At 62.8% G+C, this 14,820-nt stretch carries 14 protein-coding genes, 2 tRNA genes and 1 pseudogene; 7 read left to right on the top strand and 10 right to left on the bottom strand.

All coding sequences use genetic code 11. The annotated features are described in order from the left end of the window. Positions 1-54 precede the first annotated feature (54 nt). On the bottom strand, positions 55-720 hold the full coding sequence (locus tag BLU17_RS22845) for a dienelactone hydrolase family protein (protein ID WP_092001690.1): 666 nt from the start codon (positions 718-720) through the stop codon (positions 55-57). 360 nt (positions 721-1,080) lie between these two features. Here BLU17_RS22845 and BLU17_RS22840 point away from each other — a divergent pair, with 360 nt between their 5' ends. Next, positions 1,081-1,290, top strand: a complete 210-nt coding sequence (locus tag BLU17_RS22840) for a carboxymuconolactone decarboxylase family protein (protein WP_092001687.1) — start codon at positions 1,081-1,083, stop codon at positions 1,288-1,290. Positions 1,291-1,402: 112 nt separating this feature from the next. Here the strand turns inward: BLU17_RS22840 and BLU17_RS22835 are convergent, their stop codons facing one another. Further along, positions 1,403-1,945 carry a hemerythrin domain-containing protein gene (locus tag BLU17_RS22835; protein WP_176929174.1) on the bottom strand — a complete coding sequence of 181 codons (543 nt, stop codon included), beginning with the start codon at positions 1,943-1,945 and terminating at the stop codon, positions 1,403-1,405. Between the two features lie 524 nt (positions 1,946-2,469). Here BLU17_RS22835 and BLU17_RS22830 point away from each other — a divergent pair. After that, complete coding sequence (locus tag BLU17_RS22830) at positions 2,470-3,765, top strand: sensor domain-containing diguanylate cyclase (protein WP_092001685.1); 1,296 nt, start codon at positions 2,470-2,472, stop codon at positions 3,763-3,765. A gap of 7 nt (positions 3,766-3,772) precedes the next feature. Then, entirely contained in the window at positions 3,773-3,919 is a 147-nt protein-coding gene (locus BLU17_RS33285) for a hypothetical protein (RefSeq protein ID WP_176929173.1), read from the top strand. A 6-nt stretch (positions 3,920-3,925) separates the two neighbouring features. Here BLU17_RS33285 and BLU17_RS22825 read toward each other — a convergent pair whose 3' ends face one another. From BLU17_RS22825 to BLU17_RS33915, 4 genes and pseudogenes are all read right to left on the bottom strand, one after another. Next, complete coding sequence (locus BLU17_RS22825; RefSeq protein WP_092001968.1) at positions 3,926-4,141, bottom strand: DUF3820 family protein; 216 nt, start codon at positions 4,139-4,141, stop codon at positions 3,926-3,928. Positions 4,142-4,247: 106 nt separating this feature from the next. Next, positions 4,248-5,792, bottom strand: a complete 1,545-nt coding sequence (locus BLU17_RS22820) for a methyl-accepting chemotaxis protein (protein ID WP_092001682.1) — start codon at positions 5,790-5,792, stop codon at positions 4,248-4,250. A 624-nt stretch (positions 5,793-6,416) separates the two neighbouring features. Then, positions 6,417-6,620, bottom strand: coding sequence for a DUF3562 domain-containing protein (locus tag BLU17_RS22815; RefSeq protein WP_092001679.1), 204 nt, complete (start codon positions 6,618-6,620; stop codon positions 6,417-6,419). Between the two features lie 272 nt (positions 6,621-6,892). Beyond that, positions 6,893-7,016 (bottom strand): annotated as a pseudogene (locus BLU17_RS33915) (polyphosphate kinase 2); the annotation flags it as partial. Positions 7,017-7,396: 380 nt separating this feature from the next. Between BLU17_RS33915 and BLU17_RS22810 the strand changes: the two are divergent. Together BLU17_RS22810 and BLU17_RS22805 are read left to right on the top strand one after the other, a co-directional pair. Beyond that, positions 7,397-7,720: a hypothetical protein gene (locus BLU17_RS22810; RefSeq protein WP_092001676.1), complete on the top strand. Its 324-nt coding sequence runs from the start codon at positions 7,397-7,399 to the stop codon at positions 7,718-7,720. 423 nt (positions 7,721-8,143) lie between these two features. Beyond that, the gene (locus BLU17_RS22805) at positions 8,144-9,607 is read left to right on the top strand and encodes an esterase-like activity of phytase family protein (RefSeq protein ID WP_092001673.1); all 1,464 of its coding nucleotides are present in this window, start codon (positions 8,144-8,146) and stop codon (positions 9,605-9,607) included. 21 nt (positions 9,608-9,628) lie between these two features. On the opposite strand, the gene BLU17_RS22800 is transcribed toward BLU17_RS22805, so the two are convergent. Then, positions 9,629-10,882 carry a serine hydrolase domain-containing protein gene (locus tag BLU17_RS22800; RefSeq protein WP_092001670.1) on the bottom strand — a complete coding sequence of 418 codons (1,254 nt, stop codon included), beginning with the start codon at positions 10,880-10,882 and terminating at the stop codon, positions 9,629-9,631. Between the two features lie 541 nt (positions 10,883-11,423). Between BLU17_RS22800 and BLU17_RS22795 the strand changes: the two genes are divergently transcribed. Beyond that, positions 11,424-11,499: transfer RNA gene (locus BLU17_RS22795), tRNA-Asn, on the top strand. 5 nt (positions 11,500-11,504) lie between these two features. Beyond that, positions 11,505-11,580: transfer RNA gene (locus BLU17_RS22790), tRNA-Gly, on the top strand. A 25-nt stretch (positions 11,581-11,605) separates the two neighbouring features. Here BLU17_RS22790 and BLU17_RS22785 read toward each other — a convergent pair. The 3 genes from BLU17_RS22785 to hpnI are packed head-to-tail and all read right to left on the bottom strand — an operon-like array spanning position 11,606 to position 14,681. After that, positions 11,606-12,394: a metallophosphoesterase gene (locus BLU17_RS22785; RefSeq protein ID WP_092001965.1), complete on the bottom strand. Its 789-nt coding sequence runs from the start codon at positions 12,392-12,394 to the stop codon at positions 11,606-11,608. A 26-nt stretch (positions 12,395-12,420) separates the two neighbouring features. Next, positions 12,421-13,413 carry a lysylphosphatidylglycerol synthase domain-containing protein gene (locus tag BLU17_RS22780; protein ID WP_092001667.1) on the bottom strand — a complete coding sequence of 331 codons (993 nt, stop codon included), beginning with the start codon at positions 13,411-13,413 and terminating at the stop codon, positions 12,421-12,423. A gap of 59 nt (positions 13,414-13,472) precedes the next feature. Beyond that, complete coding sequence (gene hpnI / locus BLU17_RS22775) at positions 13,473-14,681, bottom strand: bacteriohopanetetrol glucosamine biosynthesis glycosyltransferase HpnI (protein ID WP_425434134.1); 1,209 nt, start codon at positions 14,679-14,681, stop codon at positions 13,473-13,475. Positions 14,682-14,820: the final 139 nt, after the last annotated feature.

Raw genomic sequence — 14,820 nt, 5'->3', positions numbered from 1 at the left:
CGGCGATGCATGGGAAGCCCGAACCGGACGCCCGCATCGGCGCGCGGCATGGCGCTACGCCTGCGTGCCGGACGACGCCGCGCACAGCCAGTGCCCGAACCAGCCCGCGGCGAGGCGCGTTACTTCATCGAGCGCGCCGGGTTCCTCGAACAAATGGGTCGCACCGGCCACGATCGCCATGCGATGCTCGCAGGTCAACTGCCCGGCGGCCTTGTGGTTCAGGCGAATCACTTCGGTGTCGAGCTCGCCGACGATCAGCAGCGTCGGCGCGCCGACCGAAGCGAGCGCCGCCCTCGCGAGGTCCGGCCGGCCGCCCCTCGACACGATGGCGCCCACGATGGGCGTTTCCGTTGCCGCGACGAGCGCAGCCGCGGCGCCGGTGCTCGCACCGAAAAGCCCCACCGGTAACGACGCGATGTCGGCCCATTGCCGAAGCCAAACGAGGGTTGCGCCGAGCCGGCGCGCCAGCAGCGCGATATTGAAGCGGTAGGTGGCGTCGAGCTCGTCGTGCCGTTGCTCTTCCTGCGTCAGCAGATCGAACAGCAGCGTTGCAAAACCCTCGCGCTGCAAGCCCGCAGCCACCTGACGGTTTCGCGGACTGAACCGGCTGCTGCCGCTGCCGTGTACGAACACCACGACAGCGCGCGCGTCATCGGGAATCTCAAGGATCCCGCCAAGCTTCACGTAATCGACGGGAATCTCCACCTGCAGGGTCTGCATCTGTCTCTCCCGGGAACGTAATGGCGTTCCGCAACAGGTGCCGCGCGCGACAGCCATCCGCATGCGCCATGCCATCCCGCTTCCATTGCGCAGAATGGCGACACCTCCTGCCTGGATCATCGTGCTTGCCCTGCGCCAGCCATTGACTTCGATCAATTGCCTCCGCCGTTGACGGCGACAACCGCTGGCCGTGTTTTTTTGGGCCGGGCCGATGGCCTGCGGCATGCCTCGGTATCAACGACTTCCCCCCGTCTGCACCCGTCTGCACCCGTCTGCCCCCGTCTGCGCGGCGACAAGGTCAAGCGGCAATGCAATTCGATTCTTGTGGCCGCTCCGCTCTCCCGGTTCGCAACATCCGCGATGTGTGCGTACTGCATCCGCAGCCACACTCGCGAAGCGTTGAAAGCCAACGCGACAGAAAGCGAAATCATGGAGGCGATCCGGGTGGCCGCCGGGAGGCGCGCGGGCGCCGGCTATGCCCATTCGACGCTTGCGTTCGACGTGATGAGGCGACACCCCAGGACGCATGGAGCCGACAGCGGCGCCGGCCACCGACAAGCGGACCCGTGAACATGGAAGGCTCAAGAGACGGGTGCGCCTTCTCTGGCTCTGTTCGCCGTTCAGTGCCGCAGCGCCCCTCGTGATGCGACGACATCTCCCGGGAAGCGCCCGGTCGGGGCGGTCATCGTGGCGTATGAGTGCGCCGCGCCACCATCGCCGCACTGAGCCTGGCCAGTTGCTCTTCACTCAGGCTCGCTTCGGCGAACGGCAGAATCTGGCTCTCCTCCAAGACAATGTGCGCGCGGTAAGCGCCGACGAAGTCGTCCACGCGGACGGTTTCGGGCGAACTGGCTTTCCCCTGGGCGATATCGGCGAGCACGACGCGCAGTTGCGCCCACGCTGCCTCCAGAGATCGATGCTCGCTGGACAGGGACGCGATCCGTTCGGCCACCGGCGAACCCAGGCGTTGGCCGGCCTCGATCAGCATCGGAAAGAGATCGTGTTCCTCGTCAGCATGGTGATGGGGGCCCGCGACGTCGAAATAACGCATGACGGCGCTGGCCGCCTGCTGCGCCTGTGTATCCGCGCCGTGTAGAGGCAGGTACGCCGCGAGTCTCTCCAGCGTGAGGCACTGAGCGGCAATGCGTTCATGACATGCCTTGAGCATTTCGACGGGCTCGTCGAACGAGGCTGCGGGCTTGACCAACGAACCGTTCGATTTCATTTCACATTGCTCCGTCGCTGCCTGTCGGCCAGAACGCCGATGGCATGCCGCGCGGCGTTTCGAGCGAGATTCGAGGCCGCCGTTCGGCTTGCCCGCGCGAGGTCGTTTGCATTCGCCCGGCCCTTAACATACATTTACGATACATCGTTCAGGGAAGAATCACAGCGCGATTGATTTGCCAACCCGCCGATGAAAGACCGGCCAAAATAGCGGGCAAGCGCGCTGCCGCTGGTTCGAATGGCTGATAGCTCGCGTCGGCAGCGGCCCGCGGCCAATTGACCTGAACTGCCTGGTTCGCCGGCGCGGCACAACAACTGCTTCAACGGGTCCGGGTGCCAGTAGCGGGCCGCGGAACCGGTCGCGGACAGCCGGATCTGCCTCGTCTGTGAGCGGTTGAGCTTCGCCACGTCTTCCGGCCTCAAGGCTCATGGCACTGTGCCGATAACAATAGACGATGAGGCGACGTCAGCGACGCCATTCGTTACTTGAATTGGCGCCGCATTACGGTGTCGCAAGGTGAGGCTATGTCCGGTTTGGCTAACAAATCGCAGGAGTACGTGGACGGCGCGACGATCTGCGTCGCCGTCGTCGGTCGCGATGTTCGCGGCGGGTTTATCGTCAGTGCCTGCAACGATCCGTTCCTTCAGATGGCCGGCGGAACGCGCGCGGATCCGCATACATTCCCCATCCCCTTCGATACGCTGTTTCCCGACCGCGCACGGTTCGAGCTATGCGAGAAACTCCGGAACTGCTTCACGTCCTCCGATGCGCATGGTCTGGAGCAGAGCTACGAGTTTCGTGAAGGCGTGCACCGATGGCGCCTCTCGCTCAAACCGCTGCGACACACGAACAGCGTGACCGCGCATGAAATCCTCGTGACGGGTTTCGACAACACGCCGAAGATGCATCTGACGCACGAACTGGAGGTCAGCGCCTCGCGCTTTCGCGCGGTGGTCGACTCGGCGTACGACGCGATCGTCACGATCGATGAGCAGCACAACATCACGCTGTTCAATCGCGCGGCAGAAAATCTGTTCGGCTATCAATCGTCCGAGGTGCTTGGGCAGCGGATCGAGATCCTCTTGCCGGAAAAATTCCGCGCCAATCATTCGCGAAACGTGGAGCAGTTCGCAGCCTCGGTGCAGATGAGCCTGCGGTCGGTCACCCCGCCTCGCATGGACGAAAGCAACAGCGTGTATGGGCGGCACCGGGACGGCACGATCATTCCCGTCGAAATAGCGATTTCCAAGATCAAGGTGGACGGTGTGATCGAGTTCACGGCGGTCATCCGCGACATTACCGAGCGGGCCCAGCTCATGGATTTACTGAAGAAGCAAGCCGTGACCGACGCCCTGACCGGCTTGCCGAACCGCCGCGAGTTTCTGGACTTCGTGGAAAGAGTGCTCCACACCGACGATGTTCTGTCCGTGTTCATTCTCGACATCGATTTTTTCAAGAATATCAACGATAGCTACGGCCACGATATCGGCGACGAAGTGCTGCGCGTGCTTGCAGAAGTCGGCATGTCGATTCCGCACGAGACCAAGCTGTTCGCGCGCTGGGGCGGCGAGGAATTTGTCGCGGCGCTGCCGGGCGCGGATGCCAGTCTCGCCCGGCTGACCGCGGACAAGCTGCGCCAGCGCTTCGAGCAACAGGACTTCGAGCATGAATGGCGTGTCAAGGCAATTCCCTTTACGGTAAGCATTGGCGTGGTCACGCGTGAGGCTGGCGAGCGCGATGTCGACGCCTTGATGCGGCGCGCGGACCGGGCGCTTTACCGGGCGAAGGAATCGGGCCGCAACCGCGTAGAGGTTGGATGAGCGCGGTGTGGTTCGCTGGACGGGGCGCTTTCGAAAGACGAACCAGGCGATCGGCATCGAGGATCGTAATTTGAAAATCAGGCACGTCACGATCGGCGAAAACTGCGAAATCAATGCCGAGGCTGAATTTGTGCGCCGGGTCAACGACACCTGATTGGCGCTAGCCGCGTTTGCGCAGCGGCTCGAGCAAGCCCCGCAAACCGTTATGGTCCATCTCGTGCATCAGCGCGAGCAGCCGGCCGATATCGCCACGCGGAAACCCTTCCCGGGCCAACCAGTTAAGGTAGTGCCCGGGCAGGTCGGCGATGAGCCGGCCTTTGTATTTGCCGAAGGGCATGGCGACGGTGACAAGGCGTTCGAGGTCTGGGACTTGCATGGCGACATTTTGCACGACTTTCCGATCCCGTACGCCTGGCACGACGCTCATGGGGCCAACTGATCCAGCACGACTGGAAGCTGCGAACCCCGACAATTGCCCGGCATCAGCGAAAAACGCTCACGGCCTCCACCAGCCGCATCGCTTGCTGCTTTAGACTGTCCGACGCAGCCGTGCTCTGCTCCACCAATGCGGCATTCTGCTGCGTGATGTTATCGAGGTCGCTCACAGCGTGGTCGATCTGGGCGACACCACCGCTTTGCTCCTCGGTCGCCGACCGGATCTCCGCGATGAGATCCGACACCTGCATTACCTGCGCGACGATTTCGTCCATCGTCTTTCCCGCTTCGTCGACGAGGCTCGATCCGGTCTCGACCTTTTCCACGCTGGCGGAGATCAGGTTCTTGATCTCCTTCGCCGCATTTGCGCTACGCTGCGCGAGCGCCCGCACCTCTCCGGCGACGACGGCAAAACCGCGGCCATGTTCGCCCGCGCGTGCAGCCTCGACGGCCGCGTTCAAAGCAAGGATATTCGTCTGAAAGGCAATCCCGTCGATCACGCCGATAATGTCCGAGATCCTGTGCGAACTCGCAGTGATTTCAGTCATCGTACTAACGACTTCCGCTACTGCTTTCCCGCCCTTTGCCGCCGCATTGCTCGCCGAGCCGGACAACGTGTTCGCCTGCATGGCGGTTTCCGCGTTGCTCTTCACGGTGGCGGTCATTTGCGCCATCGATGACGCGGTCTGCTGCACATTTGATGCGGCCTGCTCGGTGCGCTGGCTCAGATCGACGTTGCCTTGGGCAATTTCGTTGATTGCGCGCTGAACGGTAATGACCTGCTCGCTCACGTCATCGATAAGCCATCTGAACATGAGGCCGAGCTGACTGATCGTGCGCAGCGTCATCCCGATCTCGTCGACACGATCGATGTGAACCGCTTTCTGGCTTTCTCCCGAGGCCACTCGAAGGGCTTGCGCCAGCACTTGTTCCAACGGCCGGGAAATCTGCTTTTCGAGCCACAGCGACGCAAAAAGCAGGCACAGCAGTTCAAGCCCGGCAAACACGGCAAACGGAACGCCTCCAAGCCCCGCAAAAGCCGCGGCGCCTGCGATGACCGGTGCCGCCGTCAACAGCGCCAGCCGGATACGCCAACGCACGGACAGAGTCTTCAGTGTCGACGTCCATGCCATCAGGCCGGTGCGAACGATCAAACCCTTATGGAAGCCTTGCTTGCCCGCCGTATGCTCGCGGAATTTCCGGTAAAGAGACTCGGCGGCCTCGACTTCTTCGCGCGACGGCTTGGTTCGCACCGACATGTAGCCCGACGTCTGTCCGTTACGCACGACCGGAATCGCATTCGCGCGCACCCAGTAGTAGTCGCCGTTCTTTCGCCTGTTCTTGACCAGCGCCGTCCAGGGCTCGCCCGCTTTGAGCGTCGCCCACATGTCGGCAAACGCCTCCTGAGGCATGTCGGGGTGCCGAACGAGGTTATGCGGCTGGCCTTGGATCTCGTCGTGAGAGAACCCGCTCGCATGAATGAACGCTGCGTTGGCATAGCTGATGTAACTCTGTGTGTCGGTCGTCGACATCAACGTTGCATCGTCCGGAATTTCGAATTCGCGTTGCGTGACTGGCTGGTTGTTGCGCATACTCCTCCCCGAAAAGATCAATGCGGGCCGCATTGCATATCACTTTGCGCACGTTATCGGCACACTGGATTTTTTTGTCGCCCCACTTGTTCGTATATCGTCCGCACGCGAATATTCTTTATGGTCCCACGGCCTTATCTGTGTCCAATCCGCTATTAATGAGTATTCCTTTCAAAGTAGATAATTTCAACGCCGCTTGATGAAAGACTGCCTGAGCATCTTCACAGAAGACAACGCATGCCTGTCAATCACCATCGCGCCATTCACCAGGCATATGCATGCTTCCCGGTAACGCCTGGACGTTTAACATGATTTGCACGACATGGTTACGCAACGGCACGTATATGCGAGTAAAGGAACCGTGAATTCCCGACGCGGCCAGGACGGCGGAATCACAGCGTATCGCACCGGTCAGTCCGGTCAATTCACGGCGGATTGTGTTCGCCCGATGTCAGCGCGCGGGGATGGGAGAAGAAAAGACGGGAGTCGATCGCGCTGGCCCGAAAACCGGGCCGGCGCGAAGTTTCCCGGAGGACAGCCGGAAGCGGTACCCGGGAAGCCAATAGCTTCGCGAGTCGCCCGCAATATCTTCGGCAGAACGCCTGACCGACTGATTCGTGCCATTTATTCAGATGATTTCGATGAAGCGCTCTTGAGGTTTTCACGAACCCGTCGCGCCGCCAGGAGTGGCACATAATCCAATATTATTGCATCGTGCCTGAAATCGGCCAAGGCTTCGGCGTACATACGGGACACCAGTTGCTCCGGTTGATTCGTTGAAGAGGCGAGTTCCCGAACAATTGTCATCGTGTCGTCATTCCTGGCCATAACAACCTCCCTGGGTTACGTCCTGTCGTTTGACCAAGCCTGGGTCAAACAACACTCATCGAGCCGTGCCAAACTGGCTAACGGGCTAACGGGCTAACGGGCTGGAGCGGATACGCCACATCCGGTGGTCGCCAACCGCCTTGAAATTTGACGTGTGTCAACGGGAAAAGTATAGGAGCCGGAGCAGGAAATTCCCGTGCGGCGCAGGGTCGCTAACGCTCTCTCGCCTTGCGTGCGCCGCGCAACGCGCGCCATTTCGTGCTGCTCCGCGCCTTCTTGTCGACAGACTGAACCACCCACCAGGGCGCCTGGGGAATATTCATACGCTGGAGCATGACTTCCCTTGCCCGCGTACTGTTTCCACCGCCAGCGGCTTTTCAGATCCATCGGACTGACCGTCATACGCATCGATAGGCCTCGCTCGTACACCACTCGCATTCGACCCTCGCGACGGCGTCGCTGTCCATCTGATGCTCTTTCGTCGCATTCCGCGGATTGGCCGTGCCGGCATGCGAACAGGCGCGCAGGCCGTCCGGGGCCGTGCGCCACCTGGAACTTTTGACGTAACGTCAAGCGTGCATCCGCTACTCGACGTTTTTATGACACGCGCGCCCCGCGTACCGACCGGTGCCGGGTTCGCGCTCGAACGCCCATCCGCGGCAGGGGATACGTGCGCCGCACGCCGAAAACGGAACGGCCGTGACTGCGCCCGGCCACGGACAATTCACGATGGGTGTGCAATCATATCCGCCTCGCATTGCCAACCGGGGAATACGATGAGCAAACGATCGACCGAAACAGAAGCAGAAAACCTCAACGTAACGACTGAAGCGACGTTGATGGCACTGATTGAACAGCTTGCGAACTTCGTTGCGGCTGGAACGCTCGACAGTCGCTGCGCAGCGAAACTGGGTAAGCGCTTAAGGAAAGAGTCGGAAGTCGTCATCGACGCCCGAGGTCTGTCGAAGTCTTCACGCAATGCAATCGACAAGGCATTCGAGGCGCTGGACGATGCATTACGCGCTTGCGACGCCAAGTTGCTCGTCAGCGCACAAGCGGCGCTGCGGGAGGCTGACGCCGCTTCAGGCGACAAGCCATAGAGCGGGGAGGCGGATGTTCCGCTGCGACCGGGGCGCGGCTGCGGCCTGAACTTGCGGCCGTCCGGGCGGCGTTTCGTTCTCTCCGTCGCCGGCAGGCTCGCGCCGGCCGGGATCGGTTCGGCGGCGCCTCATCTCGGCGCGCTTCATACGGCCACGCGCCGGTCCCCATCCACCCAGGCGTTCGCAGTCCCTGCGGCGGATGATGCAGCCGTTCTCGCCGTTCTCGTAGATCACGACGGCAGACGAGCCGTAACCGATCGAACAGCGCCTTGCACAGGCGTCATGCCTGCGTCATCAGAGAGGCCGACTATCTTTGGGTTTGGCCACAGGAGAAGGCTCGCACCGATATGCGCAGGGTGACGGGCACGACAGTACTGCGGGGATCGTCCTTCGAGAATGATCAACAACGAATGGAGATCGACCATGCTGCAGATACACCGTCTGATGACTTCAGGAATCGTCGCTTTCGCGCTGACGAATTACGCACACGCCGCCGCCGACCTGATCGCAACCGGCCAGTTGAGCGGGACGATCGGCGACCGCGCCACGCAAACAGCCGCCCCGCTCGAAAACGGCGTGGCGGGCAACCTGCTCGGCGGCATCGGCTCGGGCGTGGCCTATGCAGGTTGCGAAACGTTCCTCGCCCTGCCCGATCGCGGGCCCAACGCCGTCCCGTTCAACGCCGCCGTCGACGACACCGTCTCTTATATCAACCGCTTCCAGACCTTGCGCCTGCGCCTGCGACCCGCAGCCACGGGCGCCGCGCTGCCGTATTCGCTCACGCCCGAGCTGCGCGCCACCACGCTCCTGCATACGGACGATCCCCTCGTCTACGGAAGCGGCGCGGCGCAGGGGCTGCCCAACGGCGTGCCCGCGCTCAACGCCCGCGAGCACACGCATTACTTTACGGGCCGTTCGGACAACTTCGCGCCGGCGCACCTCTCGACATGGCCGCTCGACGCGCGCCTCGACCCCGAAAGCATCCGCGTAAGCAACGACGGCGAGAGCGTCTACATCTCCGACGAGTACGGCCCGTACATCTATCACTTCGACCGCCGCACCGGCCGCCGGATCGATGTCGTCAAGGTGCCCGATTCGTTCGCCGTCTCCGCGCTGAGCCCGGTAGGCAATGCGGAAATCAGCGCGAATACCTCGGGCCGCGTCGCGAACAAGGGCATGGAAGGGCTCGCCATCTCGCCGGACGGCAAAACGCTGTTCGGCGCGATGCAAAGCCCCCTGCTGCAGGATGGCGGAACCAACGGCGCCTATACGCGCATCCTGCGCATCGATCTTCGTACGGGCAAGTCGCAGCAGTTCGCCTATCCGCTCAGCAACATCGGCACCACGGCGAAGCCGAAGTATCCGACCATCAGCGACGTGGTCGCCGTAAACGATCACGAACTGCTGATGGACGAACGCGACGGCAACGGCCTCGGCGACGACTCGACAGCCTCGTTCAAGAAGATCTTTCTCGTCGATCTCGATCATGCGCAGGACGTGAGCCAGACGAGCGGCGAGGCGGGACTGGCGCCCTATGCGCTGAGCAAGACGCTGTTCCTCGACGTCGTCGCTGTGCTGGGCGCACACGGCTTTGCGACGGCCGATATCCCGGCGAAGCTGGAAAGCCTCGCATTCGGCGAGGACGTGATCGTGAACGGTCAGCGCAGGCATACGCTCGTGATCGCGAACGACAACGATTTTCTCGGCACGATTACCGATACGCATCACCCGAACGGCATCGCGAATCCGAACCAGTTCTTCGTGTTCGCGTTTTCATCGGCTGACTTGCCGGGATTCACGCCGCAGAACCTGCGCACGCAGTGCGATGACGACCGCGACGATCCTCGCCATCACGACCACGACGACGGCCAGGGCCGCGGCCACTGAGGGGGCGCGCCGGGCGGGGTTTCAGGCCCCGCCAGCGGTGATCGCGCTATAGACCAGTGTGCGCAACTGCCGTCGAACCGGGTGCGCGGTCGAAGGCAGGAGCTGGGTGAGAAACACCACAACCAGGTCTTCGCGCGGATCGACCCAGAAGAAGGTACTGGCCGCCCCGCCCCAGAAGAAGTCGCCTGCGCTGCCAGGCGTCAGCGTCGCCGATGGGTTGATGGTCGTGGCGAAGCCGAGGCCAAAGCCTACGCCGTCATAGTTGGCTTCGCTGAACATCGAGCGCGACAGGCGCGGCAGATCGACGCCGCCCGGCAGATGATTGGCGGTCATCAGTTGCACGGTCTTCGGCCCCAGCAGCCGCACGCCGTCCAGCTCACCGCCCCGGAGCAGCATGCGCGCGAAGCGCATGTAGTCGGCGGCTGTGGAGACCAGGCCGCCGCCGCCCGAAACCAGGGCGGGCGGCCTGCGAAAAGTGCTGACGCGGGGATCGTCCTGCAATGCCGGGCCTTGCGCGGACACGACCTTCGAACCGAGCGCGCCAATGGCATAGCAGGCACAGAAGCGGGATAGCTTGTCGTCCGGTACGTAAAATGCGGTGTCGGCCATGCCCAGCGGATCGAAGATCTGCTCCTTGAGAAAGTCTTCGAACGCCATGCCGCTGACTTTGCCGACGATGTAGCCGAGCACGTCCGTGGAAACCGAATAGTTCCAGGCATCGCCGGGCGAGAATTCGAGCGGCAACGTGGCCAGCTTTTCGATCATCTCGCCCAGCGTGCCTTCGGCCGCGATATCCCCCAGCTTCAGCTTGCGATAGGCCGCGTCGACGTTGGTGTTCTGCTGAAAGCCATAGGTCAAGCCGGAGGTATGGCGCAGCAGATCGACCACGCGCATCGGGCGTGACGGGGCGCGCGTCTGAAAGCTGTCCATGAAACCGCCCGCGTGAACGCCGAGCTTTTCCCACTGCGGAATATACTTGCTGACGGGGTCGTCGAGGGCGATCCCGCACGTCTCGACCAACATCATGATCGCCACCGACGTGACGGGTTTGGTCATCGAGTAGATGCGGAAAATCGAATCTTCGGCCATCGGCGTCTGCCGCTCGCGGTCCGCGAAGCCGAGCACCGAGTTCAGCGTGAGTTCGCCGCGCCGCCATATCTGCGTAACGGTGCCGGCCAGCTTGCCGGTGGCGATGTAGTTCTCGTCGAGAAAACGCTCGATCCGCGCGAGACGTTCACACGACATGCCCTGCTTTTCCCGGCCTTCCCCACCCATGACGCCTCCTTACCGTGTTCGGAATTTCGATGGATTTTCATTCAACGCGGGGTTCAGTATCGGCTATCCGGCGCGATACCGCGCGGCGCCACCTCACGGGAATCGCGCATTGTGCAGGCGCTGCCCCGCTCGGGCGCCTGTTCCGTCTCTAAACCCGGGTTCCCCGAAGCCTGGATTGTTTTCATTGCGGAAACGATGGATTCGCCTCGCAGATATTTACCCTGATCCCCAGCCCTCCTGGTAATTGTCATGAAATCGCTCGTTCAAACTGTAGTGATCGCCGCCGCCCTTGCTCGCTCAGTCGAACCAGCCGAGGACCCGCGCGCAAGTCGGTGCAGACCCGATCCAGGTCGAAAAGGCAGACTTCAAACACGCCCATTCGAAACCTAACGGTGCGCGGCGCAACGCACCGGGGCACGCACGCTACGACGCATCGCCGCGAAATGACCTCGAGCGCGCACGTGCGAACCGCGCCCGCGAGATTCGCCGCGACATCGCTGCAAAGCCGAAAATTCTCCGGTACAATCCGGCCTCCTTTGATTCCCCGATAGCTCAGTCGGTAGAGCGCCGGACTGTTAATCCGTAGGTCCCTGGTTCGAGCCCAGGTCGGGGAGCCAGACATGCGGGAGTAGCTCAGTTGGTAGAGCGCAACCTTGCCAAGGTTGAGGTCGCGAGTTCGAGACTCGTCTCCCGCTCCAGCACGTCAGCCCATGGGGCTCACGTTCAAACCTCCACGACGCACGCCGGATCGAACGCTGCGTTTTCCCACTGCAATTGCGCCGCGCTCTGCGCTGTGGCGAGATTCAACGGATAACCACGCGGATTGGCGACCACGCGCGCATTGCCAAAGCAGTAATCGAACGAATCGTGCACGTGGCCGTGAATCCAGAGATCGGCGCGCGGCAGAAGGTAACGCAGATCGCTAAGAAAGCCCGCATTGACCGGATGGTCGTGAAATCGCGGATGAATCGATTCGGGCGACACGCCATGGTGCGTCACCACCACGGTCTTGCCATCGAAGGGCCTCGCCAGTTCCGCCTCCAGCCAGGTCACCGCGCGCCGGTGCTCGGCCAGCGCCTCCTCGGGGCCGAACGGCGCACCGCCCTGGGCGCGAATCGCGGCATGATCGGTATTGGCCTCGCGTGCGTAGTCCATGCTGCAAACGAGATCGCCATAAAGCGCGTAATCGGTCCACAGGCAGCAGCCAAGAAAACGCGTGGTGCCGAATTCGATCGATCGACGTTCGAGGTAATGGACCCGCGTGCCCGCCGAGCGCCGTCGAATGTCGGCAACGACCTCGGCATATTCGCTTCCGTACGCCTCGTGATTCCCGCTTACATAAACGACCGGCGTGGGCCAGTCCGAAAAGATATCCACGGCGTGCGCGCCGAGATGAATGTCGCCGGCCAGAACGAGCAGATCGGCCCCGGCTGCGGCCGCAAGCAATGACTCGCCGGGAAACCGGTGCTGAAGTGCATCGAGATGCAGATCGGACGCAATCTGTATGAGCATGTCGATTCGGGAGACCCGCGGCGCTTTCAGCGAATGTCGCCAGCCCGGCGCCTTGACGGCCATCCGTATTCGGCGGCCTGCCATGCAAGCAGCCCCGGCAAATAAAAAAGCAGATCGCGTATGCGCCGCGCCCCCGCGAGCGCGAGGCAGGTGGGCGCGTCGAAGCCTAACAGGCCGCCTATCACCACGAAGCCGCCCTCCTGTACGCCGAGGCTCGCCGGAACCAGGAACGCGACGCTGCTCACGATCTGGATCAGCGCTTCGATCACGAACGCCTGCATGAACGTCGCGTCCGTGCCGAGCACGCGCAACGCGATCCAGATTTCCAGCGCAAATCCGAGACACTGCAGCGTCTGCCAGATGAGCAGATAGCGCACGACCACGCCGGTCTGCCGCCAGATCAGCTTGACGGAGAGATCGACACGCGCGGACTTGCCCACGAGATTGACGACCTTGCCGCTCGTAACGCGCTCGAGCACCTGGGCCGCGCGCTCGAACGGCCGCGCATGCTGCACGAGCGAGAAGAGCACCAGCAGCGGCGCGAAGCCCACGATCCCCCAGGCGAGCCGCCCCACGAACCGCGCCGTATCGGAAGACGAATGTTCGAGCAGCCAGCCAGCGGCGATCAGCGCAAAGACGAGCTGGCTGATGAGCGTGAGCTGAAGGTCGACGACAAGGCTCGCCACCGCGGTAGCCGGCCGCACGCCGGCGCGCCCAAGCAGCCGGAACGAAACGATCTCGCCGCCAATGCGTGCAACGGGCAGCAAACCGTTGATCGACTCGCGAATCCAGACGAGCTTCAGCATCGTCGCGAACGTCGGACGCTGAGCCGTGCGGATGAGGCTGCGCCAGTCCCAGGCGTTCGCGCACATCGGCAGGATGTGCACGCCGGCCGCGAGCAAAAGGCCCATACCCGCGCCTCTGAGCAGTTGCAGCACGGCCGCGGGATGGTCGCGCCACACGAGCCACACGGCGATCGCGAGACCGAACAGTGCTGCGATACGTCCGATGTGCTTCATCTGCGGGTGCTCTCTGATGGATGCTCCCGTCTCATTGTGTCCCCCATCTACCGTGAATCTCAGGTCTCTTGAACAGGCGACAGCATGCCGTTCCTGTCGACGCGAAAGCGCGTGCCCCGCCAGACGACGCCCGACGAGCAAAAGCTCGCAACATAAATCGCGAACTGGACCAATTCCCAAAGGGGCAAGCATAGCAGTCCGCTGGGCTTGTCGCCGGTGGCGCGATCCATCCTCCAGATGAGCCACGCGCGGGCGAGCAGCGCCACGGCGGCCACGGTCCACGCCGCCGCCGCGCCGCCCGACAACGCCACGGCAAGCATTGCGAGCGCAAACGGATGCATCAGCACCGCGCCCAGATGGCCCGAGCGATCGGCCGCGCGCACGGTGCGGCTCCAGCGCAGTTCGTGCGCGAAGAGCTTGGTGAACGTATTTTCCACGCAGGCGTGCCGCACCAGAATGGAGGGAATGGAGACTTCGGCGCCTGCGCGCCGCACGGCTTCGCCGAGCGCGTGGTCTTCGGCGAGGTGATGGGAGAACTGCGCAAGGCCGCCGATGCGTTCGAGCATCTCCCGCGTCATGGCGATGGACTGGCCGAAGCACGGGCGCGCGCGCCCGATCGCGAGTCCCGTGACCACGCCGGGCAGGAAATGATAGTTGGTCAGGGCCGCCGCCACGCGAGGCCAGAAACCGGGCGCGCAGAGGCCGCGATAAACCGCTGTGACGAGTCCGACCCCCGGCTGCTGGAGCGCTCCGACCACATCGCGAAGATAGTTGCGGCCGACGCGCACGTCGCTATCCGCGAAGCACAGCACGTCGTGCTCCGCCTGTTCGAGCATGTTGACGAGATTGGCGATCTTGCGGTTAGGCCCGTAGAGGCGCGAGTCGGCGACCACGGTGATATGCGCATCGGGATAACGCGCGCGCAAACGTTCGACGACGCCGAGCGCTTCGTCGCGCGAATCGTGAACGCCGAAGAGAAACTGGATTTGCCCCGGATAGTCCTGCTCGAAAAAACTGGCGAGATGCTGCTCGAGCTGCCATTCGTCGCCGTGCAGCGGCTTGGCGAGCGTGACCGCGGGAAAGTGCTGCGGCGCAGCCACGTCGCGCGCGAAGAAGCGGCCGACCAGCACGCTCGCCGTGCACGTATAGACGATGCCGAACACGGCACAAAGGCCGCATAGAATCGCGAGCGATTCGAACAGCACACGCGCGAAGCCGGGCAGCTCCGCGTGAACGAACCCGGCCGCCGCCAACGCAACGACGATCATCACCACGGCCATCGCCACGATGCCGCCCGTTCGCCCCCTCGCACGCAAGCGATCCATCATGCCTCGTGCGCGCGCAGGAAGCGGAAGAACTCCACGCCTTCGCGCAGACGCCGCTTCATCATGTCCCAGCTCATGAGCA

The organism is Paraburkholderia lycopersici, assembly GCF_900096975.1.
GTDB lineage: Bacteria > Pseudomonadota > Gammaproteobacteria > Burkholderiales > Burkholderiaceae > Paraburkholderia > Paraburkholderia lycopersici.
This window is presented reverse-complemented; position numbering and strand designations above follow the sequence as displayed.

What these genes read in the sequence shown, in the direction of transcription:
- BLU17_RS22845 (WP_092001690.1), bottom strand. Translation starts at nt 720, where the DNA reads ATGCAGACCCTGCAGGTGGAGATTCCCGTCGATTACGTGAAGCTTGGC.
- BLU17_RS22840 (WP_092001687.1), top strand. Translation starts at nt 1,081, where the DNA reads ATGTGTGCGTACTGCATCCGCAGCCACACTCGCGAAGCGTTGAAAGCC.
- BLU17_RS22835 (WP_176929174.1), bottom strand. Translation starts at nt 1,945, where the DNA reads ATGAAATCGAACGGTTCGTTGGTCAAGCCCGCAGCCTCGTTCGACGAG.
- BLU17_RS22830 (WP_092001685.1), top strand. Translation starts at nt 2,470, where the DNA reads ATGTCCGGTTTGGCTAACAAATCGCAGGAGTACGTGGACGGCGCGACG.
- BLU17_RS22825 (WP_092001968.1), bottom strand. Translation starts at nt 4,141, where the DNA reads ATGCAAGTCCCAGACCTCGAACGCCTTGTCACCGTCGCCATGCCCTTC.
- BLU17_RS22820 (WP_092001682.1), bottom strand. Translation starts at nt 5,792, where the DNA reads ATGCGCAACAACCAGCCAGTCACGCAACGCGAATTCGAAATTCCGGAC.
- BLU17_RS22815 (WP_092001679.1), bottom strand. Translation starts at nt 6,620, where the DNA reads ATGGCCAGGAATGACGACACGATGACAATTGTTCGGGAACTCGCCTCT.
- BLU17_RS22810 (WP_092001676.1), top strand. Translation starts at nt 7,397, where the DNA reads ATGAGCAAACGATCGACCGAAACAGAAGCAGAAAACCTCAACGTAACG.
- BLU17_RS22805 (WP_092001673.1), top strand. Translation starts at nt 8,144, where the DNA reads ATGCTGCAGATACACCGTCTGATGACTTCAGGAATCGTCGCTTTCGCG.
- BLU17_RS22800 (WP_092001670.1), bottom strand. Translation starts at nt 10,882, where the DNA reads ATGGGTGGGGAAGGCCGGGAAAAGCAGGGCATGTCGTGTGAACGTCTC.
- BLU17_RS22785 (WP_092001965.1), bottom strand. Translation starts at nt 12,394, where the DNA reads ATGCTCATACAGATTGCGTCCGATCTGCATCTCGATGCACTTCAGCAC.
- BLU17_RS22780 (WP_092001667.1), bottom strand. Translation starts at nt 13,413, where the DNA reads ATGAAGCACATCGGACGTATCGCAGCACTGTTCGGTCTCGCGATCGCC.
- hpnI (WP_425434134.1), bottom strand. Translation starts at nt 14,681, where the DNA reads ATGATCGTCGTTGCGTTGGCGGCGGCCGGGTTCGTTCACGCGGAGCTG.